The organism is Betaproteobacteria bacterium, from assembly GCA_016720065.1.
Classification (GTDB): domain Bacteria; phylum Pseudomonadota; class Gammaproteobacteria; order Burkholderiales; family Rhodocyclaceae; genus SSSZ01.
In genome coordinates, this window is the sequence record JADJXY010000002.1 from 3,096,970 (window position 1) to 3,118,112 (window position 21,143).

General features: G+C 63.7%; 29 protein-coding genes. 24 read left to right on the top strand and 5 right to left on the bottom strand.

What is annotated here, in order from left to right; translation table 11 throughout:
• The first annotated feature begins 2 nt into the window (after window positions 1–2).
• The 12 genes from IPM73_17820 to IPM73_17875 all read left to right on the top strand — a co-directional run bounded on the left by IPM73_17820 (window position 3) and on the right by IPM73_17875 (window position 10,149).
• A complete protein-coding gene (locus tag IPM73_17820; GenBank protein ID MBK8919839.1) occupies window positions 3–764 on the top strand; it encodes a hypothetical protein in 762 nt (253 codons plus the stop codon).
• Window positions 764–1,624, top strand: a complete 861-nt coding sequence (locus IPM73_17825; GenBank protein ID MBK8919840.1) for an ATP-binding protein — start codon at window positions 764–766, stop codon at window positions 1,622–1,624. Before IPM73_17820 ends, IPM73_17825 begins: the two co-directional genes overlap by 1 nt.
• A gap of 5 nt (window positions 1,625–1,629) precedes the next feature.
• Complete coding sequence (locus IPM73_17830) at window positions 1,630–2,259, top strand: hypothetical protein (GenBank protein MBK8919841.1); 630 nt, start codon at window positions 1,630–1,632, stop codon at window positions 2,257–2,259.
• Between the two features lie 9 nt (window positions 2,260–2,268).
• The gene (locus IPM73_17835; protein ID MBK8919842.1) at window positions 2,269–2,757 is read left to right on the top strand and encodes a hypothetical protein; all 489 of its coding nucleotides are present in this window, start codon (window positions 2,269–2,271) and stop codon (window positions 2,755–2,757) included.
• The gene (locus IPM73_17840; protein ID MBK8919843.1) at window positions 2,754–3,491 is read left to right on the top strand and encodes a hypothetical protein; all 738 of its coding nucleotides are present in this window, start codon (window positions 2,754–2,756) and stop codon (window positions 3,489–3,491) included. The genes IPM73_17835 and IPM73_17840 overlap by 4 nt, the downstream gene beginning before the upstream one ends.
• Window positions 3,488–3,715, top strand: coding sequence for a helix-turn-helix domain-containing protein (locus IPM73_17845; protein ID MBK8919844.1), 228 nt, complete (start codon window positions 3,488–3,490; stop codon window positions 3,713–3,715). Before IPM73_17840 ends, IPM73_17845 begins: the two co-directional genes overlap by 4 nt.
• The gene (locus IPM73_17850; protein MBK8919845.1) at window positions 3,708–5,999 is read left to right on the top strand and encodes a hypothetical protein; all 2,292 of its coding nucleotides are present in this window, start codon (window positions 3,708–3,710) and stop codon (window positions 5,997–5,999) included. Before IPM73_17845 ends, IPM73_17850 begins: the two co-directional genes overlap by 8 nt.
• Before the next feature lie 128 nt (window positions 6,000–6,127).
• Window positions 6,128–6,592, top strand: coding sequence for a hypothetical protein (locus tag IPM73_17855; protein MBK8919846.1), 465 nt, complete (start codon window positions 6,128–6,130; stop codon window positions 6,590–6,592).
• 1 nt (window position 6,593) lies between these two features.
• Window positions 6,594–6,797, top strand: coding sequence for a hypothetical protein (locus IPM73_17860; GenBank protein ID MBK8919847.1), 204 nt, complete (start codon window positions 6,594–6,596; stop codon window positions 6,795–6,797).
• On the top strand, window positions 6,790–7,176 hold the full coding sequence (locus IPM73_17865) for a helix-turn-helix domain-containing protein (protein MBK8919848.1): 387 nt from the start codon (window positions 6,790–6,792) through the stop codon (window positions 7,174–7,176). Before IPM73_17860 ends, IPM73_17865 begins: the two co-directional genes overlap by 8 nt.
• A gap of 328 nt (window positions 7,177–7,504) precedes the next feature.
• Window positions 7,505–8,917: a site-specific DNA-methyltransferase gene (locus IPM73_17870; protein MBK8919849.1), complete on the top strand. Its 1,413-nt coding sequence runs from the start codon at window positions 7,505–7,507 to the stop codon at window positions 8,915–8,917.
• Window positions 8,914–10,149: a site-specific DNA-methyltransferase gene (locus tag IPM73_17875; GenBank protein MBK8919850.1), complete on the top strand. Its 1,236-nt coding sequence runs from the start codon at window positions 8,914–8,916 to the stop codon at window positions 10,147–10,149. The genes IPM73_17870 and IPM73_17875 overlap by 4 nt, the downstream gene beginning before the upstream one ends.
• Here the strand turns inward: IPM73_17875 and IPM73_17880 are convergent.
• The 5 genes from IPM73_17880 to IPM73_17900 all read right to left on the bottom strand — a co-directional run bounded on the left by IPM73_17880 (window position 10,109) and on the right by IPM73_17900 (window position 12,137).
• Window positions 10,109–10,333 carry a hypothetical protein gene (locus tag IPM73_17880; GenBank protein ID MBK8919851.1) on the bottom strand — a complete coding sequence of 75 codons (225 nt, stop codon included), beginning with the start codon at window positions 10,331–10,333 and terminating at the stop codon, window positions 10,109–10,111. The two genes, IPM73_17875 and IPM73_17880, sit on opposite strands and share 41 nt — an antisense overlap.
• On the bottom strand, window positions 10,333–10,695 hold the full coding sequence (locus IPM73_17885) for a hypothetical protein (GenBank protein MBK8919852.1): 363 nt from the start codon (window positions 10,693–10,695) through the stop codon (window positions 10,333–10,335). The genes IPM73_17880 and IPM73_17885 overlap by 1 nt, the downstream gene beginning before the upstream one ends.
• Before the next feature lie 97 nt (window positions 10,696–10,792).
• Window positions 10,793–11,152, bottom strand: a complete 360-nt coding sequence (locus IPM73_17890; GenBank protein MBK8919853.1) for a hypothetical protein — start codon at window positions 11,150–11,152, stop codon at window positions 10,793–10,795.
• Window positions 11,153–11,281: 129 nt separating this feature from the next.
• On the bottom strand, window positions 11,282–11,845 hold the full coding sequence (locus IPM73_17895) for a DUF3489 domain-containing protein (protein ID MBK8919854.1): 564 nt from the start codon (window positions 11,843–11,845) through the stop codon (window positions 11,282–11,284).
• A gap of 94 nt (window positions 11,846–11,939) precedes the next feature.
• Window positions 11,940–12,137 carry a hypothetical protein gene (locus tag IPM73_17900; protein ID MBK8919855.1) on the bottom strand — a complete coding sequence of 66 codons (198 nt, stop codon included), beginning with the start codon at window positions 12,135–12,137 and terminating at the stop codon, window positions 11,940–11,942.
• Window positions 12,138–12,254: 117 nt separating this feature from the next.
• Between IPM73_17900 and IPM73_17905 the strand changes: the two genes are divergently transcribed.
• From IPM73_17905 to IPM73_17960, 12 genes are all read left to right on the top strand, one after another.
• Window positions 12,255–12,803 (top strand): elements of external origin, encoded by a 549-nt coding sequence (locus IPM73_17905; protein ID MBK8919856.1) that lies wholly within the window; start codon window positions 12,255–12,257, stop codon window positions 12,801–12,803.
• Window positions 12,803–14,764 carry a phage terminase large subunit family protein gene (locus IPM73_17910; protein ID MBK8919857.1) on the top strand — a complete coding sequence of 654 codons (1,962 nt, stop codon included), beginning with the start codon at window positions 12,803–12,805 and terminating at the stop codon, window positions 14,762–14,764. Before IPM73_17905 ends, IPM73_17910 begins: the two co-directional genes overlap by 1 nt.
• 17 nt (window positions 14,765–14,781) lie before the next feature.
• Window positions 14,782–15,273, top strand: a complete 492-nt coding sequence (locus IPM73_17915; GenBank protein MBK8919858.1) for a hypothetical protein — start codon at window positions 14,782–14,784, stop codon at window positions 15,271–15,273.
• Window positions 15,273–15,665, top strand: coding sequence for a hypothetical protein (locus IPM73_17920; GenBank protein ID MBK8919859.1), 393 nt, complete (start codon window positions 15,273–15,275; stop codon window positions 15,663–15,665). Before IPM73_17915 ends, IPM73_17920 begins: the two co-directional genes overlap by 1 nt.
• Window positions 15,665–15,886 (top strand): hypothetical protein, encoded by a 222-nt coding sequence (locus IPM73_17925; protein ID MBK8919860.1) that lies wholly within the window; start codon window positions 15,665–15,667, stop codon window positions 15,884–15,886. The genes IPM73_17920 and IPM73_17925 overlap by 1 nt, the downstream gene beginning before the upstream one ends.
• Window positions 15,887–15,888: 2 nt before the next feature.
• Window positions 15,889–17,421: a phage portal protein gene (locus IPM73_17930; protein ID MBK8919861.1), complete on the top strand. Its 1,533-nt coding sequence runs from the start codon at window positions 15,889–15,891 to the stop codon at window positions 17,419–17,421.
• A 1-nt stretch (window position 17,422) separates the two neighbouring features.
• A complete protein-coding gene (locus IPM73_17935) occupies window positions 17,423–18,730 on the top strand; it encodes a S49 family peptidase (protein ID MBK8919862.1) in 1,308 nt (435 codons plus the stop codon).
• A gap of 3 nt (window positions 18,731–18,733) precedes the next feature.
• Window positions 18,734–19,111 carry a head decoration protein gene (locus IPM73_17940; GenBank protein MBK8919863.1) on the top strand — a complete coding sequence of 126 codons (378 nt, stop codon included), beginning with the start codon at window positions 18,734–18,736 and terminating at the stop codon, window positions 19,109–19,111.
• 87 nt (window positions 19,112–19,198) lie between these two features.
• On the top strand, window positions 19,199–20,221 hold the full coding sequence (locus tag IPM73_17945; GenBank protein ID MBK8919864.1) for a major capsid protein: 1,023 nt from the start codon (window positions 19,199–19,201) through the stop codon (window positions 20,219–20,221).
• A complete protein-coding gene (locus IPM73_17950) occupies window positions 20,221–20,499 on the top strand; it encodes a hypothetical protein (protein MBK8919865.1) in 279 nt (92 codons plus the stop codon). Before IPM73_17945 ends, IPM73_17950 begins: the two co-directional genes overlap by 1 nt.
• 10 nt (window positions 20,500–20,509) lie before the next feature.
• Window positions 20,510–20,935, top strand: a complete 426-nt coding sequence (locus IPM73_17955) for a hypothetical protein (GenBank protein MBK8919866.1) — start codon at window positions 20,510–20,512, stop codon at window positions 20,933–20,935.
• A 4-nt stretch (window positions 20,936–20,939) separates the two neighbouring features.
• On the top strand, window positions 20,940–21,143 hold the full coding sequence (locus IPM73_17960) for a hypothetical protein (GenBank protein MBK8919867.1): 204 nt from the start codon (window positions 20,940–20,942) through the stop codon (window positions 21,141–21,143).

A 21,143-nucleotide genomic window follows, 5' to 3' on the forward strand; every position in this document is an offset into this window, starting at 1 on the left:
TCATGAGCGCGATCATTCCCTTCCAGTTCGAAGCGCATGCCGTGCGCGTCCAGATCGATGAACTCGGGCTGCCGTGGTTTAACGCCACCGATGTCTGCGACGCCCTGGAGATGGGCAATCCGTCTCAGGCGATCAAGTCCCATGTCGACGCCGATGATCTCCAGAAATTGGAGGTCATCGATAGCCTCGGGCGCACACAGCGTGCCAACCACGTCAACGAGTCAGGCCTTTACGCCCTGATCCTCGGCAGCACCAAGGATGCAGCCAAACGTTTCAAGCGCTGGATCACCGGTGAAGTGCTGCCTGCAATCCGCAAGACAGGCGCGTATTCCGCCGCCACCACGATGGCTGCCTTGCCCGCGCCGACCCAAGATCGCGTCACCGCCATCCTGCTGATCGGCGAAGCGGTCGCCAAGGTACCGGGCGTCAAGACCGGCATTGCAATGGCTGCCACGTTGACCTGCATTCAGGAAAACACCGGCCTGACCACGGAAGTGCTGCGACGCGCTTTGCCTGCCGCCAACGAGCCGATCTGCTCGCTCAACGCCACACAGCTCGGCAAATTGCTGAGTCGCTCAGCCAAGGCCACGAACCAGTTGCTGGCATCCGGCGGCCTTCAGTTCCGCAACGACCGGGACGAGTGGGAACTGACCGAGGCCGGTGAGGCATGGGCCGAAGCCATGCCGTACTCGCGCAACGGCCACAGCGGCTACCAGATCCTCTGGAATCCGGCGGTCGCGGAACAACTGAAGGAGGTGGCGTGATGTCCCTCCCGATCATTTCCGCGCAGCAGCGCTTGGCCGAGCGCAAGGGTGTGAAGTTGCTGATGCTGGGCAAATCCGGCATCGGCAAGACCACCCGGCTCAAAGACCTCGACCCTGCCACCACCTTGTTCCTCGACATCGAGGCGGGTGATCTCGCCGTGGCCGACTGGCCGGGCGACACCATCCGCCCGGCCTCGTGGCCGGAAAGCCGCGACTTTTTCGTGTTCCTCGCAGGCCCGGACAAGTCACTGCCGCCGGAGAGCGCGTTCTCGCAGGCGCATTACGACCACGTCATCGAGAAATTTGGCAGCCCGACGCAGCTCGACCGCTACCAGACCTTCTTTCTCGACTCGATCACGCAGCTGTCCCGGCAGTGCTTCGCATGGTGCAAGACGCAACCTGGTGCCACCAGCGACCGTAGCGGCAAACCCGATCTGCGCGCCGCCTATGGCCTGCTTGGCCAGGAAATGATCGGCGCACTGACTCATCTGCAGCACGCACGCGGCAAGAACGTGGTGTTCGTCGCCATCCTCGACGAACGTCTCGATGACTACAACCGCAAGGTGTTCGTGCCGCAGATCGAAGGCAGCAAAACCAGCCTGGAGCTGCCCGGCATCGTCGACGAGGTCGTGACGCTGGCCGAGATCAAGGCCGAGGACGGCAGCACCTACCGCGCCTTCGTCACGCACACCGTCAATCCCTACGGTTTCCCGGCCAAAGACCGCAGCGGTCGCCTCGACCTGCTGGAGCCGCCGCATCTCGGTGCACTGATCGCCAAGTGCGCAGGCCAGTCGCCATTGCCCATGCCCGGTAGCACCGGCACCCCCACTACAGCAAACACCACCGAATCCAAGGAGTAATCGCCATGTCGTCCAACTATTTTGATTTCCAAGATGCCGATCCCCAACAGTCGGGCTTTGACCTGATCCCCAAGGGCGCTGTCGTGCCAGTGCGCATGACCATCAAGCCCGGTGGCTATGACGATCCGGGACAAGGCTGGGGCGGCGGCTACGCCACCGAGTCCTTCGAGACCGGCTCCATCTACCTCGCCGCTGAGTTTGTCGTCACGGCTGGCGACCATGCCAAGCGCAAGATGTGGAGCAACATCGGCCTGCACTCCAAGAAGGGGCCGACCTGGGGTCAGATGGGGCGCAGTCTCATCCGCGCCGCGCTCAACAGCGCCCGCAACGTTCATCCCCAGGACAACAGCCCGCAGGCCGCCGCCGCGCGCCGCATCCAGGGTTTTCATGAACTGGATGGCCTGGAGTTTCTGGCGCGCGTGGACATTGAGAAGGATGGCAAGGGCCAAGACCGGAACGTGGTCAAGATCGCGGTCGAGCCTGATCACCCCGACTACGCAAAACTGATGGGCGTGCCGCCCAAGGCTCCAGGCAGTGGACATTCCGCTGCTCCGGCGCAGGCGGCTGCGCCTGCGTATCAGGCTCCGGCTCCGCAACGCGCACCCGTGACCGGCAAGCCGTCGTGGGCGCAGTGAGGGAGACCGATGAAATGCTGGGTCTGCAAACGACAGGCCCGGGGATTCGGCCACACCGACAACCGTCACGGTGTCGGCCATCCCCGGCGCTATCCCATCGACTGGGTGTTCTGCTCACAACGCTGCCAAAACGCGTTTCATGCGCTGTACGGCAACTGGCTGCGGGTCAAGGAAGGTCGCGTCGACAGTACGGGGGTCGCCATGATCGATCCATCTGATGTCGAACTGGCCGCGATGAAGAAGTGCCTCAAGGCCTTCGGCGAGGCTGCGGGCGAGATTGGATTCACCAAGCCGCTGGGCGACTACTCCGAAGCCGAGGCGCTGCAAGTGATCGACGCCATCGTCACTTGCTACACCGAGGCAATGGTCGCGCACCACGAGGCGAGCAAGTACCCACCGGTACGCGGCATGACGCCTGCGCCCGACCCTCTGGCCAACCCGTTCGCGGATCTGGAGGACGACCTGCCCTGGGAAGAGCCGAAGGGGAAGAAGCCATGATCGACTTCAACTCCTCATCGAGCATCTCGGGTCAGGTCACCACCCTGGTGGACACGGGCCTGCAACAGGCTCGCGCCCGCCAGTCCGAGCGCCAGTACCTCGGGGCCTCACGTCTCGGCGTGGCCTGCGAGCGAGCGCTGCAGTTCGAGTACGCCAAGGCACCCATCGACCACGGGCGTGACACCCCGGGCCGAATGCTGCGGATCTTCGAACGCGGTCACGTCATGGAGGACTGCATGGTCGCGTGGCTCCGGGACGCGGGCTTTGACCTGCGCACCCGCAAGGCCGACGGCGAGCAGTTCGGTTTCTCGGTGGCCGATGGCCGCCTGCAGGGCCACATCGACGGCGTCATCGTCGGCGGCCCCGAGGGCTTCGCCTATCCCGCGCTCTGGGAATGTAAGTGTCTCGGCAACAAGTCCTGGAGCGATCTGGACAAGAAGGGCCTGACTCTCTCCAAGCCCGTCTACGCCGCGCAAGTGGCGATCTACCAAGCCTATCTCGAACTGCACGAGCACCCGGCGATCTTCACGGCACTCAACGCCGACACGATGGAGATCTACACCGAGCTCGTGCCCTTTGACGCAGCACTGGCCCAACGCATGTCGGATCGGGCGGTCAAGGTCATCACGGCGACCGAGGCGGGAGAGCTCCTGCCGCGCGCCTTCCATGACTCGACCCACTTTGAATGCCGGATGTGCGCGTGGCAAGACCGCTGCTGGAGGACACAAGCATGAATACCTCGAATTTGAATCACGTACTGGGCGAGCAGCTGATCGACGTGCGCCAGGCTGCACTGATGTTCAATCTGCCGTCGTATTGGCTCTCTCAAGCCAAGGAGCGACAGGAGCGTCGCATTCCGCATTACCGCGTCGGCAAACTGATTCGCTTCAAACCCAACGAGCTGGAAGCCTGGATCGCTGCGCAGCAGACGTCACACGAGGGTGGTGCCGATGCTTGATTTCAATGACACATCACCACCGGGAGAAACGGGCCGGCGCAACGTCAATGACAGCGAGCGGGACGAGATTCGCACTGAACTGATCGCACGGATGGAATCAGTCCTGACCACGATGTTTCCGGCAGGAAAGAAGCGTCGTGGCAAGTTTCTGATCGGGGACATCCTGGGCAGCCCGGGCGACAGCCTTGAGGTGGTACTCGAAGGCGACAAGGCTGGTCTCTGGACGGATCGTGCCACGGGCGATGGCGGTGACATCTTTGCCTTGATCGCCGCCTACCTCGGGGCCAACGTCCACACCGACTTTCCCCGGGTGCTCGACGAGGCAGCTGATCTGCTCGGTCGTTCGCGATCAGTGCCGGTACGCCGCGCCAAGAAGGAAGCTCCGGTTGATGATCTCGGCCCGGCCACGGCCAAGTGGGACTACTTCGATGCCACCGGCAAACTGATTGCGGTCGTGTACCGCTACGACCCACCCGGGCGCAAGAAGGAGTTCCGGCCGTGGGATGCCAAGCGGCGCAAGATGACTCCGCCCGATCCGCGCCCGCTGTACAACCAGCCGGGGCTGGCGGCCGCTGGTCACGTTGTGCTGGTCGAGGGCGAGAAGTGTGCGCAGGCCCTGATCGCCATCGGCGTGGTGGCAACCACGGCCATGCATGGCGCAAACGCTCCCGTCGATAAGACCGACTGGTCGCCGCTGGCGGGCAAATCCGTGCTGATCTGGCCTGACCGGGACGCGCCAGGCTGGGATTACGCTGACCGTGCATCGCAAGCAATCCTGAACGCGGGTGCGACCACGGTCGCCATCCTGGTGCCACCCGATGACAAGCCGGAAGGATGGGATGCGGCTGACGCCATTCCGGACGGCTTCGATGTGAGGGGCTTCCTCGCCGTCGGCGAGCGGATGCCGGTGATGCGGTCGGTCGAGGAGACGCCACCAGCGGATCTGCTGACCGGTGTCGACTGGACTACGGAGGACGGCTTGTCCTCGGCCTTCACACGCCGCTATGGCGAGGACTGGCGCTACTGCGCGCTTTGGGGCAAATGGCTGGTCTGGACCGGCGTGCGCTGGAATCCGGATCAGGTGCTCTATGTGTCTCATCTGGCGCGCGGTATCTGCCGGATGGCGTCACTCAAGGCGGACAGCCCTCGGCTCACAGGCAAGCTGGCCAGCTCCGCCACGATCTCGTCCGTCGAGAAAATCGCACGCTCCGATCCCAAGCACGCGTCCACCGCCGAGGAGTGGGATGCCGACGTCTGGGCGCTCAACACACCAGGCGGTGTGGTTGATCTGCGCACGGGCCGCATGCGACCGCACCGGCGCGATGACCGGATGACCAAGGTGACCACGGCCACACCGCAGGGCGACAGTCCGACGTGGCGCGCATTCCTGGCCGATGTCACAGGCGGCGACGCCGAACTGATTGCCTATCTGCAACTGATGGTCGGCTACTGCCTGACGGGCGTGACCAGCGAGCACGCGCTGTTCTTCCTGTACGGGACCGGCGCGAACGGCAAGTCGGTGTTCGTCAACGTCTTGACCACCATCTTGGGCGACTACGCGGCCAACGCGCCGATGGACACGTTCATGGAGGCGCGCACCGACCGGCATCCGACCGATCTGGCGGGCCTGCGCGGCGCACGCTTTGTGTCATCCATCGAAACCGAACAGGGTCGGCGTTGGAACGAATCCAAGGTCAAGGCCATCACCGGTGGCGACAAGGTGTCTGCGCGTTTCATGCGCCAGGACTTCTTCGAGTACGTACCGCAGTTCAAGTTGGTGATCGCAGGCAACCACAAGCCATCGATCCGCAACGTGGATGAGGCGATGAAGCGGCGACTGCACCTGATCCCGTTCACGGTGACGATCCCGCCCGAACGGCGTGACGGCAGGCTGACGGAAAAGCTGCTCAAGGAACGGGACGGCATTCTGGCGTGGGCGGTCGAGGGCTGCAGCCTTTGGCAACGCCACGGACTGAAGCCACCCGCCAGTGTGGTGTCGGCGACTGAGGAGTATTTCGAGGCCGAGGACGCGCTCGGGCAGTGGATCGAAGAGCGTTGCCTGCTGGCCAAGACCCACCGCGAAGGCGTTTCCGAATTGTTCGCCGACTGGCGTGAATGGGCCGAGCGCGCGGGTGAGTACGTGGGCTCGGTCAAGCGCTTCTCCGAACTGATGGCGGCCCGCAAGTTCGAGAAGTGTCGGCTGACCGGGGGCGCACGTGGGATCACGGGCATAGCCCTCAGGCCCAAGCCGTACAGCCATGGCTACCCCTACCGAGATGACTGAGCAATCCGGGCGAGTGACGGATTTGACGGGTTTCCTGATTGACGCGCTACGCGTGCGCGCACGTAAGGGCTGTTTTCCAAAGAACCCGTCGCATCCGTCACTCGCCCACCCAACACGGAGTAAAGACGATGAACACGACAATCTTGGCCCTTGATCTGGGCACACACACCGGGTGGGCTTTGCAGCACCTGGACGGCACTATCACCAGCGGCACGGAGCACTTCAAGCCGCAGCGATTTGAAGGGGGCGGTATGCGTTTCCTCCGTTTCAAGCGCTGGCTCAACGAATTGCTCTCGGCCAGCAACCACATCAACGCGGTGTTCTTCGAGGAGGTTCGACGGCACGCTGGCGTTGATGCGGCGCACGCCTACGGTGGCTTCATGGGACACCTGACCGCGTGGTGTGAGCATCACAACATCCCTTACCAGGGTGTTCCAGTCGGCACGATCAAGAAGCACGCGACCGGCAAGGGCAATGCGGGCAAGGACGACATGATCGCGTCCGTCCGCCTGCGTGGTCACACCCCAGTCGACGACAACGAAGCCGACGCCCTGGCCTTGCTGCACTGGGCTGTCGAGACGCAGGAGGTGTGACATGAAGGTGCCGACACCCCAATACCGCTGCCCCCTGGGTCGTCTGCAGCCTCAGGCCACGGATCTGGATGCGATCAAGGAACGTGGCTGGCGTGACCAACACATCCTGGTGGTCAACGCGTCCGACGAACGTCTGGACTTCATCGAGCGCGAGATCGTGCGACGCATCGGTGACCGACTCTACGGAGGGCGACGCAATGACTAAGTGGACTATCGATGACGTTGCTGCTCGGTTTGAAGAGGCCGCAAGCACCAGTCGACGGTTGCCTCCTGTTCGAGTACAGGGATACTTCAACTGCTGGCCCGCCATTGTCCGGAGCGAATGGGAGACCTTTGCAGCGGACGAGAGGGTGTACCGATCCTTTCCGCCGAGTCCAGACGCGATTGAGCGAATGCTGGAGGTCATGCGCTGGGTGCAGTGGCTCACAGTTGAGCAACGTCATCTCGTATGGATGCGCGCGAAGCGCTATGGCTGGCGGGACATCACGATCCGCTTTGCCTGCGACCGCACGACGGCATGGCGGCATTGGCAGCGGGCATTGCAGACGGTCGCAGATCAACTCAATGGTGTGGTGATCGCGTAGGGTTTTGGCGTGATTTGGCGCGTATGGTCGGAGATGTGCTCCATCACGCGGCAATCAGCGGTTTTTGCCCCTGCAACAAAACGACCTGATCTTGCGTAGTATTCATCTATCGTCTGGACAGAGGTGACGGCAGAGGAAGCAGCCCAGAAATCAACGGGTCCTTCCTGGCCAAAAACCAATGCGGGGGGCGCGAGCGCGGCGCTTTTTTAGCGTCAGGGTGCGAACCAAGGTTCGCACGGTTCGCAGTTCGCACCCCGTCAGTTCGCACCAACCCCAAAACCCGCCCACGGTTGTCGTCGGCGGGTTTTCTATTTTCAGGACACCCTCTTTGAATACGCTCAACGTCGAGTACCGCAAGGTCGAGGCGCTGATTCCCTACGCCCGCAATCCGCGCACACATTCCGATGCGCAGATCACCAAGATCGCCGCCAGCATCGTCGAATATGGCTGGACGAACCCGGTTCTGGTTGATGGCGACAACGGCATCATCGCGGGCCACGGTCGTTTGGCTGCTGCACGCAAGCTGGGGCTGGATCAGGTGCCGGTGATCGAACTGGCCCATCTCACCACCGCGCAAAAGCGCGCCTTGGTCATCGCCGACAACCGGCTGGCGCTTGACGCTGGCTGGGATGAGGAGGTGTTGGCGCTCGAACTGGCGGAGCTTTCCGAAGCGGGTTTCGAACTGGCGCTGACCGGCTTCGAGAACATCGAGATCGATGCGCTGCTGGCAGATGCCACGCCCACCGAAGCAGAACCTGCGGCGCAAGATGATGCAGATGCCGACGAACCCGATACGACTGATGACGTACCTGACAAACCAGTGGTGGCGGTGTCGCGCGAGGGCGATGTCTGGGCCATCGGCTCGCACCGGTTGATCTGTGGCGACGCCACCGACCCAGCCGTGGTCGCCACGCTGATGCAGGGTGACACCGCGCAGCTTTGCTTCACCTCGCCGCCGTATGGCAACCAGCGCGACTACACCTCCGGCGGCATTGCCGATTGGGATGTCCTGATGCGCGGTGTGTTCGCACATCTGCCGATGGCGGGCGACGGACAGGTGCTGGTCAATCTTGGGCTGATCCACCGCGACAACGAAGTCATCCCCTATTGGGACGGCTGGCTGTCCTGGATGCGTCAGCAAGGGTGGCGGCGCTTCGCGTGGTACGTCTGGGATCAGGGGCCAGGCATGCCCGGCGACTGGCAGGGCCGATTGGCTCCCAGCTTCGAGTTTGTTTTCCACTTCAATCGCAGCACCCGCAAACCCAACAAGATTGTTCCTTGCAAGCACGCAGGCCAGGAATCGCACCTGCGCGCTGACGGGTCGTCCACGGCGATGCGCGGTAAGGATGGCGAGGTCGGCGGCTGGACGCACAAGGGTCAGCCGACGCAGGACACCCGAATCCCCGACTCAGTGATTCGTGTGATGCGCCACAAGGGCAAGATCGGTCAGGACATTGATCACCCCGCCGTCTTCCCGGTGGCGTTGCCGGAGTTCGCCATCGAGTCCTACACAGACGCCGGAGACATCGTGTTCGAGCCGTTCGGCGGCAGTGGCACGACGATGCTGGCCGCGCAGCGCACTGGCCGCATTTGTCGCAGCGTCGAGATTGCGCCGGAGTACGTGGACGTGGCCATCAAGCGCTTTCAGCAAAACCACCCCGGCGTGCCGGTCACGCTGATCGCCACCGGCCAATCTTTCGACGAGATCGCCACTGAACGCGAAATGGAGGTGGCGGCATGAACTGGCTGGCCGACAAGATCGAGCAGTGGCCGACAGCCAAACTGCTGCCCTATGCCCGCAATGCGCGGACGCACTCGGATGATCAGGTGGCGCAGATCGCCGCATCGATTGCCGAGTTTGGCTTCACCAATCCGATCCTTGCAGGCAGTGACGGCATCATCGTCGCTGGGCATGGCCGCTTGGCCGCTGCGCAGAAACTCGGGCTGGAAATCGTGCCCGTGGTCGTACTGGATCACCTGAGCCCGACCCAGCGCCGCGCCTTGGTCATCGCAGACAACCGCATCGCGGAGAACGCTGGCTGGGATGACGCGATGTTGCGGATCGAACTTGAGGCTTTGCAGCTGGAAGGTTTCGATCTGGACATCACCGGCTTCGACACCGACGCGCTGGCCGAACTTATCGCGGGCGAAGAGCCGGACAACGAGGGTCAGACCGATGAGGACGCGGTACCGGAGGTTGGCGAAATTCCAATATCGCGCCCGGGCGATGTCTGGATCATGGGCCAGCACCGACTGCTGTGCGGTGACTCGACCGTGGCAGAGAGCTATGCCCGGCTGATGCAAGGCGACATGGCAGACATGGTCTTCACCGACCCGCCGTACAACGTGAACTATGCCAACAGCGCCAAGGACAAGATGCGCGGCAAGGACCGCGCGATCCTCAACGACAACCTGGGCGATGGCTTCTACGACTTCCTGTTGGCAGCATTGACGCCCACCGTGGCGAACTGCCGGGGCGGCATCTATGTGGCGATGTCATCCAGCGAGCTGGATGTGCTGCAGGCCGCCTTTCGCGCCGCCGGTGGCAAGTGGTCGACGTTCATCATCTGGGCCAAGAACACCTTCACGCTGGGCCGTGCCGACTACCAGCGCCAGTACGAGCCGATCCTGTACGGATGGCCCGAGGGTGCGCAACGCCACTGGTGTGGTGACCGCGATCAGGGCGATGTGTGGGCGATCAAGAAGCCGCAGAAGAACGATCTGCATCCGACAATGAAGCCGGTGGAGCTGGTCGAGCGGGCGATCCGCAATTCGAGCCGCCCGGGTAACGTGGTGCTTGATCCGTTCGGTGGATCTGGCACAACGTTGATTGCGGCCGAAAAGTCAGGTCGCGTCGCGCGGCTGATCGAACTCGATCCGAAGTACGTGGATGTGATCGTGCGCCGGTGGGAGGACTTCACCGGCCAGACGGCTATCCGCGAGGCAGCAGACCAGGAATTGTGCGCCAGTTGAATGGCTGGCCAGGCTGCTTGGCCTCTTCTTCCTCAGCGACGCGCCGCAGGATTTGCAGGGTGGTGAGATCGCGCGGCAGTGCCATGCACATGACGCGCACAGCCTGCTCGATGGAGACGTCTGGACGCCGGTTGGCAATCAGCCAACGCAGCGCCTGCTCCCGTTCGGTGGCGGGCGTTTTCATCAGGCAGCCATCTCTTCGCAGATTTCGCAGTGGATCACAAAGCCTGTCAGGTAAGGCAGGCCGCGCGGGATGCCGTACTGCTTGCTGGTCTGGCGGCCAATCGTCCAGCCCATCCAACGTTGGGTGGCGGCCTTGATCGCATCCTGCAAGGCTTGGCCTTGGTACAAGCCGTTCTGGACGTCGTCGGCAAAGTGGCGTCCGTGGCGACTGTCGAGGAAGGTCCGCACCGATTCGAGGGGCTGGTGGGTGGCGTCCGAAATGGCGTTCATGGCCAGGGGCCATGCGGCGCTGGCGTGTTCGTTCATCGTGCCCCAAAAACCCCAGGCTTCGTTTTGGGTGGCGGGTATCTGGTTGGTGGTCATGGTGTCTTCTCCGGGTTGATCGTTGCGACACCTGTAGTAACGCGCTGTTCGATTGAGAAGCCAAGCTGTTCCTGGCCTCTTTCTCGATCAATTTCGCTTACCCGAGACGGGCTACGTAGCGGGCGTAATCACCGCCCTCGGGATTGACGTAGAGGTAAGGGCGTCCGGGAGCAGTGACCTCGACGCAGAGGTAGCCGTCGCCAGTGCCGCCACCCTTGCCACGCAGCCAGTCGCGTGACACCAGCAGGCTGCGCCCAAAGGCGTCGAATTCGGCAGGGGTGAGCTCCTTGGTCTCGGTGACGTAGACCTTGTGCTGGTCGCTCCCGCCCAGTTCGCCGAGGTCGGCAGGTTTGCGTGCAAACGGCAGGCGGATGCTCAACTCTTCGACCTGGAGGCTTTGGCCTGCGAACTGCAGAGTGCGTGGGGTGCGTTCGATGGTGATGGTCATGGTGCTCATGGCGGTTTTCCTGGTTTGGCGTCGTCAATCACGACATCTGTATGAACGCGCTGGTGGGGAGAGAAGCCAAGCTATTCATGGCTCCTCTCGCCATCTTTTTGGCTTCGCCGAAACTCGCTGTGCTCGTTTTCAGGCGATGCGGTAGATCCGCTCGCCACCCTGCGGCTTGTCCGAGACGATGGTCAGGCCGAGCTTTTTCTTGAAGGCTCCGGCGAAGGTGCCGCGCACCGTGTGCGCCTGCCAACCGGTGGCGGTGCAGATCTGGCCGATGGTTGCGCCCTCGGGGCGTTGCAGCATCCGGATCACTTCGGCCTGCTTGCTGTTCTCGCGGGTGCGCGGCTTGACCCACGTTGCTTCGGCGGCGGTTACGGCGGCTTCCAGTTCGGGATCGCTCGCGGCCGCAGGCGCGCCTTCAGCGTTGGCGATGATCCGGTCGAGATTGGCTTCGAACTGACCGATGCCCTTCCTGTTCACGTCGGGACGCGGAATGCCCAGGGCGTCGTAGCCCTCCGCAGCGACAAGCCAGTCGGTGCCATCGGTGGTGATCAGTGCGCGGTTGAAAAGTCCATCGAGGACCTTCTTGCGTGCGCCGCCTTTGATGTTGTCGGGGAACCAGTCGATCTTGCCGCTGGTGTGTTCAACCGCGTGGGCCAGGATCGCGTGCTGGGCAGGGGTCAGTTGAGTGGTGGTCATGTTTTGCTCCTTCGATGTGGTGGACGGTGATGTGATGAACGCGCTGTTCTCAAGTGAAGCCAAGCGCTTTTTGCTTGGCGTCTTCGCTTCGCAATCAGGTGTTGGCCTTGTCTGACGGGTTGGCATTGCGCCCCTGCTCGAGACCCGCGTTGAAGGCGGCTTCAAGCGCATCGCGTAGGCACCAGACCGCTACATCGTGGAAATCGAGGCTGTCCGAGCGGCGGGTTTCCAGGGTTTCGATGCCCAGCTTGTTTTGCGCGATCTGGGTCAGGAGTTGTTCGAGCTTGCTCATGTCCGTGTCCTTTCATGGTGTTGATGACGAACGTATGAACGCGCTGTTCCAGATGGAAGCCAAGCTCAATCCGCAGGAATGACGAACAAATGATTGAAGGTGCCCCGAAGGGGAAATATGGGTATTTCGATTCGTGCCTACGCACGCCACCGAGGGGTGTCCGATGCAGCGGTGCGCAAGGCCATCGCTGCTGGGCGGATCACGCCGGAGGCAGACGGAACGATTGATGCCGAGCGCGTCGACCGCGAGTGGGCGCGCAATTCCGATGCACCGCGCAGTGGCACGGCCACCCGCGCGGTCAAGGTCGCCGTCCCGGAGTCCAGCGGACCTACAGCAGATGGACAAGCAGCCTCATTGGCAACATCCGCAGCAGGTGGCACGTCCTTGTTGCAAGCGCGGACGGTCAACGAAGTGGTCAAGGCGCAAACCAACAAGGTGCGCCTGGCCCGCCTCAAGGGCGAGCTGGTAGATCGGCCGCAGGCCATCGCCCATGTTTTCAAGCTGGCGCGCTCCGAACGCGATGCCTGGCTCAACTGGCCCGCACGCATCTCGGCACAGATGGCAGCCAAGCTCGGCGTCGATCCTCACACGATGCACATCGCCTTGGAGGCGGCGGTGCGTGAGCACCTGCAGGAACTGGGCGAGATGCGCCCGAGGGTGGATTGATGAACATGGACTACGAAGGCGCTGCCGAGATTGAACGCGCGTGGCGCGAAGGACTGACTCCCGACCCGCTGCTCACCGTGTCCGAATGGTCGGATCGCCATCGGATGCTCTCCAGCAAGGCATCTGCCGAACCCGGGCGCTGGCGTACCAGTCGCACGCCGTACCTGAAAGCCATCATGGATTGCCTGTCGCCGACCTCGCCGGTCGAGCGCGTGGTGTTCATGAAGGCGGCACAGCTTGGCGCGACCGAGATGGGATCGAACTGGATCGGCTATGTGATCCACCACGCACCCGGGCCAATGATGGCGGTGTGGCCAACAGTGGAGATGGCCAAGCGCAACTCCAAGCAGCGGATCGATCCGCTGATCGAGGAGTCGTCCGCACTGGCTGAACTGATTGCACCGGCGCGCAGCCGGGATTCCGGCAACACCATCCTGGCCAAGGAGTTCCGGGGTGGCGTGCTGGTGATGACCGGGGCCAACAGCGCGGTCGGGCTGCGCTCGATGCCTGTGCGGTATCTGTTCCTCGACGAGGTCGACGGCTATCCGTTGGACGTCGAGGGTGAAGGGGACGCAATCTCGCTGGCCGAGGCGCGTACACGCACCTTCGCGCGGCGCAAGATCTTCATCGTCTCGACGCCGACGATCTCAGGGGCATCGGCTATCGAGCGCGAGTACGAGGCCAGTGACCAACGTCGCTACTTCGTGCCGTGTCCGCATTGCTCGCACCGGCAGTGGCTGCGTTTCGAGCAGCTGCGTTGGGACAAAGGGCAACCGGAGACCGCTGCCTACATCTGTGAGTCATGTGACACCGCGATTGCCGAGCATCACAAGACGTGGATGCTGGAGCACGGCGAGTGGCGCGCGATGATCACCGATGGCGCGGGAAAGACGGCAGGCTTCCACCTGTCGTCGCTATACAGCCCGGTGGGCTGGCGTTCGTGGCGTGAGATCGCCGCTGCGTGGGAAGCCGCCGTCAGTAAAGAGTCGGGATCGGCCGCCGCCATCAAGACCTTCAAGAACACCGAGCTGGGTGAAACCTGGGTCGAGGAAGGCGAAGCGCCGGACTGGCAACGGCTGGTCGAGCGCCGCGAGGACTACCGCGTCGGCACGGTGCCGCAAGGTGGTCTGCTCTTGGTAGGCGCGGCCGACGTGCAGAAGGATCGCATCGAGGCCTCGGTCTGGGCCTTCGGGCGCGGCAAGGAGTCGTGGCTGGTCGAGCACCGCGTGCTGATGGGGGACACCGCCCGCGACACGGTGTGGAAGCGCCTTGCTGAAATGCTGGCCGAAACCTGGACACACGCCTCCGGCGCGGCGATGCCGCTGGTGCGCTTTGCCTTGGACACCGGCTTTGCGACGCAGGAGGCCTACGCCTTTGTGCGGGCTTGCCGCGATTCGCGTGTGATGGCGGTCAAGGGTGTGCCTCGCGGTGCAGCCTTGATCGGCACGCCGACCGCCATCGATGTCTCGCAGGGCGGCAAGAAGCTGCGCCGGGGCATCAAGGTGTACACGGTGGCGGTCAGCATCGCCAAGCTCGAGTTCTACAACAACCTGCGCAAGAGCGCAGATGTTGGCGAGGACGGATTGACCACGGTGTTCCCGGCCGGGTTCGTCCATCTGCCCAAGATCGACGCCGAGTTCATCCAGCAACTCTGCGCGGAACAACTGATCACCCGCCGCGACCGCAACGGCTTCCCGGTGCGCGAGTGGCAAAAGATGCGCGAGCGCAATGAAGCGCTCGACTGCTACGTCTACGCCCGCGCGGCTGCATCGGCGGCGGGTCTGGATCGCTTCGAGGAACGTCACTGGCGGGAACTGGAGCGACAACTGGGGCTGGCCAGTCCGCCAGCCCTTGAAACACCTACTGAATCGATCAACGAGGCCACCCAACGCGGTGGCCTCGCTGTTTCTGGCAACCGTAACACCGGTCGGCGCGTGATCAAAAGCCGCTGGCTGTCCTGACACCCCAAGGAGAAAACATGAGTCTTGCTACCCGTATCGAAAGCCTGGTCATCCGCGTCGCGCAGGAGTTCAACGACGTCCGCGCCAAGGCAGGCAACCTGGCCAACCTCACCACCACCGACAAGTCGAATCTGGTCGCGGCCATCAACGAACTGAAGGCCGCCGTGGTGTCGTCGGCGGTGATCGACGATGCGCACGTCGCGGCCACGACCACGTACTCGTCCAACAAGATCGTCTCGCTGCTCGATGCGCTCAAGACCGAGATCTTGGGCGGTGCCGATGCCGCCTACGACACGCTGGTGGAAATCCAGCAACTGCTGCAGAACGGCACCAGTGGTCTGGATGCGCTGCTCGCCGCCGTCAACAACCGCGTGCGCTTCGATGCGGCGCAGTCGCTGACCGTGGCCGAGCAACTTCAGGCGCGCAGCAACATCGGAGCCGTCGCAGCCAGTGATGTCGGCAATACCGACACAGACTTCGTCGCGGTCTTTGTGGGTGCGCTGGTCTGATGAGCCTCGCATCGCGCATCAGTGCGCTGGCCAGTCGTGTCGGGCTCGAGGTTAAGACCAAGATCGACGCCACCCACCCCGGCGTGGCCCGGGCGTGGGTGTGTTTCGGCTATGTCGGCACGCAGGTCGTCGTGCGCGCATCGCACAACGTGGCCAGCGTGACCCGGACGGCGGCGGGTCGCTACCGCGTGACCTTCGCCACTGCCATGCCCGACGCCAACTATTGCTGGACGGCGCTTGCCCGCAGCAGCACCAACAGCGGCACGCAGCGCATTGCCATCGTGCGATCCAGCACCGACCAGAAGACCGCTCAGTACGTCGACATCAGTTGCGCCACCACGTCTGCATCGTTCGACGACTCCTCCGAAATCAACCTCACGGTGTTCCGCTGATGGCCTACACACAAGCACACCTCGACGCACTGGAAGCGGCGCTGGTCAAGGGCGAAAAGCGCGTGACCTTTGGCGACAAGACCGTCGAGTACCGCAGCGTCGATGAACTCCAGGCCGCCATTGCGGCGGTCAAGCGCGACCTCTTCGAGCAGGCCGTGGACACCGGACTGTGGCCCGGCGCGCCACGCCAGATCCGGGTCACCACCGGCAAAGGGTTCTGAACATGCAATGGTTTGACCGAATGCGTAGACGCGTCGGCATGAGTCTGCTTGGCGGCACCCCGTTCTATGACGGTATCGGTGGCGGCCGTCGCGCATTGGCGTGGCAGGTCGGCAATCCCGGTGCGGTCGCAGCGCTGGCGTTCACCCAGAACGAATTGCGCGCCAAGAGCCGCGATCTGGTACGCCGCAATGCCTGGGCAGCGGCAGGCGTCGAGGCCTTTGTCTCGAACGCCATCGGCACCGGCATCAAGCCGCAGAGCATGCTGGCTGATCAGCCCTTGCGCGAAGCCATCCACAGCCTGTGGTGGGACTGGTGCGAGGAGGCCGATGCCGCCGGACTGACCGATTTCTACGGACTGCAGGCCTTGGCCTGTCGCGCCATGCTCGAAGGCGGGGAATGTCTGGTGCGGCTGCGCTATCGCCGCCCGGAGGATGGCCTGCCGGTGGGCCTGCAATTGCAGTTGCTCGAACCCGAACACCTGCCAGCCACGCTGAATCAGGAATTGGCTTCGGGAAATGTGATCCGTGCGGGCATCGAATTCGACAAGCTCGGACGGCGGGTGGCTTACCACCTGTATCGCTCACACCCGGGTGATGGCTCACTGGCTCCGATGTCGGGCACCGGTGGCGTGGTGGGCGGTCTCGACACAGTGCGTGTCCCGGCCAGCGAAATCATTCACCTGTTTCGTCCCTTGCGGCCCGGACAGATCCGGGGCGAACCGTGGCTGGCGCGCGCACTGGTCAAGCTCAACGAACTCGACCAGTACGACGACGCCGAGCTCGTGCGCAAGAAAACCGCCGCGATGTTCGCGGGCTTCATCACGCGCCTGTCACCTGAGGACAACCTGATGGGTGAAGGACTGCCGGATGCCAGTGGTGCAGCATTGGCCGGGCTGGAGCCGGGCACGATGCAGATCCTGGAGCCCGGCGAGGACGTGAAGTTCAGTCAGCCTGCCGACGTTGGCGCGAGCTACGCCGAATTCCTGCGCATGCAGTTCCGGGCGGTGGCAGCGGCGATGGGCATCACCTACGAGATGCTGACCGGCGACCTGACGCAAGTGAACTACTCGTCGATCCGGGCCGGGCTGCTGGAGTTTCGCCGCCGCTGTGAGGCCATCCAGCACGGCGTGATCGTCCACCAGCTGTGCCGCCCGATCTGGCGTGCCTGGATGGAGCAGGCGCTACTTGAAGGCGCGCTGGCGCTGCCGCAGTTCACCGAGAAGAAGCGCGACTACTTCGCGGCCAAATGGATTCCACAGGGTTGGCAGTGGGTCGATCCCAAGAAGGAATTCGACGCGATGCTGACCGCCATTCGCGCCGGGCTGCTGTCTCGCTCGGAAGCCATCTCGGCCTTCGGCTACGACGCCGAGGACATCGACCGCGAGATCGCCGCCGACAACCAGCGTGCCGATGCGCTCGGACTGGTCTTCGACTCCGACCCGCGCCACGACAAAGCGCCCCAACCATCGACATTGGGCGCTCCCATGAATGCGGCCGCCACGGTGGCCGTGCCGCAAGACCAACAGGACAACTGACATGCAACTCGTTCATCTGGCGTCCCGCCTCTACGGGACGCCGCTCCTCATTGCGCGTCCCAAACTCGACGTGATCCTCTCCGTGCTGGGTTCCCGCATCGGCTTGCCCGATCTGGACATGGCGATGCCGCTGCCCATGCCGCGCCAGAGCGCCACATCGGGTCAGGCGGGCATTGCCGTCATCCCGGTGGTCGGCACGCTGGTCAGACGTTCGATGGGTATCGAAGCCGCCTCTGGCCTGATGTCCTACGGCGAGATCGAAGCCCGACTGGACGCCGCGCTGGCCGACCCACAGGTGGCGGGCATCCTGCTCGATCTGGATTCGCCCGGCGGCGAGGCCTCGGGTGTGTTCGAACTGGCCGAGCGCATCCGCGCTGCCAGCACCATCAAGCCGATCTGGGCGCACGCCAACGATGCCGCGTACTCGGCGGCTTTTGCCATCGCGGCAGCCTGCCAGCGCCTGACGCTGTCGCAGACCGCTGGCGTCGGGTCGATTGGCGTGATCGCGCTACACGTCGACCAGTCGGTGAAGGACGCCAAGGACGGCCTGAACTACACCGCTGTCTTCGCGGGCAGCCACAAGAACGATTTCTCCCCGCACGAGCCACTCACCCCCCAGGCCACCACCGCGTTGCAGACCGAGGTGGATCGCCTCTACGACATCTTCGTGAATCAGGTCGGACAGATGCGCGGCATCGATCCGGATGCCGTGCGCGCCACCGAGGCGGGGCTGTTCTACGGCGAGCAGGCGGTGGCAGCAGGCCTCGCCGACGCGGTGATGCCGTTTGATGCGGTGATGACCGAGTTCACCGACGCGTTGGCGGCCAAGCAGCGGTTGGCGCAGCCTGGCGTGGCCCGCGCCTCGCCGCGAAGCCTGTCCACTCAATCCATTTCAAACCCGCCCCGAAGCAAACCTTTCACCCTGGAGAACACCATGACCGACCCCAAAGACGACCACGAAAACCCGAGCGATCCGGCCGACACCGACCCACAGGGCGACCAGCCGCAGACCGACAGCGATCCGCAACCGACGCCTGCCGCCCAAGCCGCACTGGCGCAGTCCTTCGCCAGCGGGCGCGGCCAAGCTCAGGCCATTGCAGAGATGTGCCTGATCGCGGGCCAGTCCCAACGCACGGCGGAATTCCTCGCAGCAGGCTTCTCGGAAGCGCAGGTGCGCCGCGCCTTGCTCGACGCCCGTGCCGACCAACCCGAAATCGCCTCGCGCATCACCGCCGAGGCAGGAACCATTCAGCGCCCGGAAAACAGTCCGGTGGTCGCTGCCGTCAAGAAACTCACCGCCAAGGAGTAAGCCATGCCCACTGTCTCTCAACCCAAGAATCTCGGCGACCTGTTGAAGTACGAAGCGCCGAATCTCTACTCGCGTGACCAGGACACCGTCGCGGCCGCGCAGAACCTGTCGCTGGGTACCGTGGTGGGCCGCGAAACGGCTACCGCCAAGCTCAAGGCCCTCGACCCGAGCGCTTCGGACGGCACGGAAACCGCCGTTGGCGTGCTCGGCAATGACGTCGATGCGACGCTGATTGACCGTGAGGACGCGATCCTGATCGCCCGCCACGCCATCGTCGCGCGCGGCGCATTGGTCTGGCCGACCGGCATCAGCACTGCGCACAAAGTGGCTGCCATCAAGCAACTCGCAGAACGTGGAGTCCTGGCCCGCGAGAGTGCCTAAAACCCGCGCCTGACCCACTTCCAACGCTCCGTTTCACTCCCCCCAAAACCCGCCGCTGGCGGGTTTCGTCATTTCTGGAGATCCCAAATGCAGAACCCTTTTGAAAACCCCGGCTTCTCGATGGCCAGCCTGACGGCCGCCATCAACCTCCTGCCCAACCGCTATGGGCGGCTGGAGCAACTCAACCTGTTCCCGGCCAAGCCGGTGCGCACCCGGCAGATCATCGTCGAGGAGTACGCCGGTCGTCTGAACCTGCTGCCCACCCGCGCGCCCGGTTCGCCCGGCACGGTGGGTGAACGTGGCAAGCGCAACCTGCGCTCCTTCGTGATCCCGCACATCCCCCACGACGACGTGGTGCTGCCCGAGGAAGTGCAAGGACTGCGCGCCTTCGGTTCCGAAACCGAAATGGAAGCCATCGGCGGTGTCATGGCCCGTCATCTGGAGACCATGCGCAACAAGCACGCGATCACCCTGGAGCATCTGCGCATGGGCGCGCTCAAGGGCAAGATCCTCGACGCCGACGGCAGTGAACTCGTCGATCTGTTCGACGAGTTCGACATCACTGCGCAATCGGTGTCCTTCGAGTTTTCGACGGCGGCCGACAACGGGCAAATCAAGACTGCCTGCCTGGAGTTGCTGGGCCTCATGGAAGATGGGCTCACCGGCGAGTTCTCGACCGGCGTGCATGTGCTGTGCTCGACCGAGTTCTTCCGGGCGCTGACCACCCACAAGGAGGTCAAAACCGCCTACCAGAACTGGCAGCAGGGCGCAGTGCTGATCAACGACATGCGCTCGGGCTTCAGCTACAGCGGCATCACCTTCGAGGAATACCGTGGCCAGGCTTCCTTTGTGCAGGCCGACGGCACGCTGGGATCGCGCCGCTTCATTGCCGCAGGGGAAGCCCATGCCTTCCCGGTCGGCACGGTGGATACCTTCGCGACCTACTTCGCGCCAGCGGACTTCAACGAGACCGTGAACACCATCGGCCAGCCGCTGTATGCCAAGCAGGAGCCGCGCAAATTCGACCGGGGTACCGATCTGCACACGCAGAGCAACCCGCTGCCGATGTGCCATCGCCCTGGCGTGCTGATCAAGCTCGTTGCTGCCTGATGGATGTCGCGACGTTGTACGAGGCGGCCCGCAGTGCAGGACTGCTGACCGCCGTCACGGTGGCGGGCACCACCGTGCACTGCGCCTTCCGTGCCCCGGACGAAACCGTGCTGGATGGTTTTGCGCTGTCGCGGGACTACCAGATCGACTACCCGGCGTCCTGGCTGACGCTGGCTGCCGGGGACACGGTCGAGGTGGCAGGCAACACCTATCAGGTGCGCGACGTGCGCGCCATCGGCGACGGCACCGAGCGTCGCGCCTCGCTCTCCCAACTCTGAGGAACTCCCCATGAACTCCGTCCGCGAGCGCGTCTTGCGGGAGATCGTCACGCGCCTGGCATCTGCGATTGCCCCGACACCGGTGCTGCGCATGCCTGCCGTGCCGGTCACCCGCGAGGCCAGTCCAGCGCTGCTGCTGTTCGTTGATGGCGACAGCATCACCGCCCACGCCAACCACCTGGTCGACCGGCTGCTGATCGTCCGGCTTGCCGTGGTGGCACGCGGTGCGGATGCCTTCGACGTCGCCGACCAGACGCTGGTCGCGGCCCACGCGGCAATGCTCGCCGACCCGAATCTGGGCGGTCTGGCCATCGCCGTGCGCGAGATCGACTGCGAATGGGAGTTCGACGACGCCGACGCCGGGGCCGTCGCGCTGCCCGCCCGCTACGAAATCCGCTACCGCACCCACGCCATTGATCTCACCCAAACAGGATGAACCCATGCACATCGAACTACTGAAACCCCATACCCACGCAGGCAAGCGCCTCGCCGTGGGTGATCGCCTTGATCTGAATGATGCCAGCGCCCGTTGGCTGATCGTCCAAGGCACGGCCAAAGCGACCACCCCCGCCGCCGACTCCAAACCCACCCGCCGTGATGCCACGTCCGGTGTTTCCACAACTGCAGCCACCCAAGGAGACTGA

Coding starts and splice junctions, on each gene's coding strand:
- IPM73_17825 (MBK8919840.1), top strand. CDS start 764: ATGTCCCTCCCGATCATTTCCGCGCAGCAGCGCTTGGCCGAGCGCAAG.
- IPM73_17830 (MBK8919841.1), top strand. CDS start 1,630: ATGTCGTCCAACTATTTTGATTTCCAAGATGCCGATCCCCAACAGTCG.
- IPM73_17840 (MBK8919843.1), top strand. CDS start 2,754: ATGATCGACTTCAACTCCTCATCGAGCATCTCGGGTCAGGTCACCACC.
- IPM73_17950 (MBK8919865.1), top strand. CDS start 20,221: ATGGATGTCGCGACGTTGTACGAGGCGGCCCGCAGTGCAGGACTGCTG.
- IPM73_17820 (MBK8919839.1), top strand. CDS start 3: ATGAGCGCGATCATTCCCTTCCAGTTCGAAGCGCATGCCGTGCGCGTC.
- IPM73_17945 (MBK8919864.1), top strand. CDS start 19,199: ATGCAGAACCCTTTTGAAAACCCCGGCTTCTCGATGGCCAGCCTGACG.
- IPM73_17930 (MBK8919861.1), top strand. CDS start 15,889: ATGCAATGGTTTGACCGAATGCGTAGACGCGTCGGCATGAGTCTGCTT.
- IPM73_17895 (MBK8919854.1), bottom strand. CDS start 11,845: ATGACCACCACTCAACTGACCCCTGCCCAGCACGCGATCCTGGCCCAC.
- IPM73_17855 (MBK8919846.1), top strand. CDS start 6,128: ATGAACACGACAATCTTGGCCCTTGATCTGGGCACACACACCGGGTGG.
- IPM73_17905 (MBK8919856.1), top strand. CDS start 12,255: ATGGGTATTTCGATTCGTGCCTACGCACGCCACCGAGGGGTGTCCGAT.
- IPM73_17920 (MBK8919859.1), top strand. CDS start 15,273: ATGAGCCTCGCATCGCGCATCAGTGCGCTGGCCAGTCGTGTCGGGCTC.
- IPM73_17955 (MBK8919866.1), top strand. CDS start 20,510: ATGAACTCCGTCCGCGAGCGCGTCTTGCGGGAGATCGTCACGCGCCTG.
- IPM73_17935 (MBK8919862.1), top strand. CDS start 17,423: ATGCAACTCGTTCATCTGGCGTCCCGCCTCTACGGGACGCCGCTCCTC.
- IPM73_17960 (MBK8919867.1), top strand. CDS start 20,940: ATGCACATCGAACTACTGAAACCCCATACCCACGCAGGCAAGCGCCTC.
- IPM73_17940 (MBK8919863.1), top strand. CDS start 18,734: ATGCCCACTGTCTCTCAACCCAAGAATCTCGGCGACCTGTTGAAGTAC.
- IPM73_17910 (MBK8919857.1), top strand. CDS start 12,803: ATGAACATGGACTACGAAGGCGCTGCCGAGATTGAACGCGCGTGGCGC.
- IPM73_17860 (MBK8919847.1), top strand. CDS start 6,594: ATGAAGGTGCCGACACCCCAATACCGCTGCCCCCTGGGTCGTCTGCAG.
- IPM73_17850 (MBK8919845.1), top strand. CDS start 3,708: ATGCTTGATTTCAATGACACATCACCACCGGGAGAAACGGGCCGGCGC.
- IPM73_17925 (MBK8919860.1), top strand. CDS start 15,665: ATGGCCTACACACAAGCACACCTCGACGCACTGGAAGCGGCGCTGGTC.
- IPM73_17900 (MBK8919855.1), bottom strand. CDS start 12,137: ATGAGCAAGCTCGAACAACTCCTGACCCAGATCGCGCAAAACAAGCTG.
- IPM73_17890 (MBK8919853.1), bottom strand. CDS start 11,152: ATGAGCACCATGACCATCACCATCGAACGCACCCCACGCACTCTGCAG.
- IPM73_17865 (MBK8919848.1), top strand. CDS start 6,790: ATGACTAAGTGGACTATCGATGACGTTGCTGCTCGGTTTGAAGAGGCC.
- IPM73_17875 (MBK8919850.1), top strand. CDS start 8,914: ATGAACTGGCTGGCCGACAAGATCGAGCAGTGGCCGACAGCCAAACTG.
- IPM73_17915 (MBK8919858.1), top strand. CDS start 14,782: ATGAGTCTTGCTACCCGTATCGAAAGCCTGGTCATCCGCGTCGCGCAG.
- IPM73_17885 (MBK8919852.1), bottom strand. CDS start 10,695: ATGACCACCAACCAGATACCCGCCACCCAAAACGAAGCCTGGGGTTTT.
- IPM73_17835 (MBK8919842.1), top strand. CDS start 2,269: ATGAAATGCTGGGTCTGCAAACGACAGGCCCGGGGATTCGGCCACACC.
- IPM73_17880 (MBK8919851.1), bottom strand. CDS start 10,333: ATGAAAACGCCCGCCACCGAACGGGAGCAGGCGCTGCGTTGGCTGATT.
- IPM73_17845 (MBK8919844.1), top strand. CDS start 3,488: ATGAATACCTCGAATTTGAATCACGTACTGGGCGAGCAGCTGATCGAC.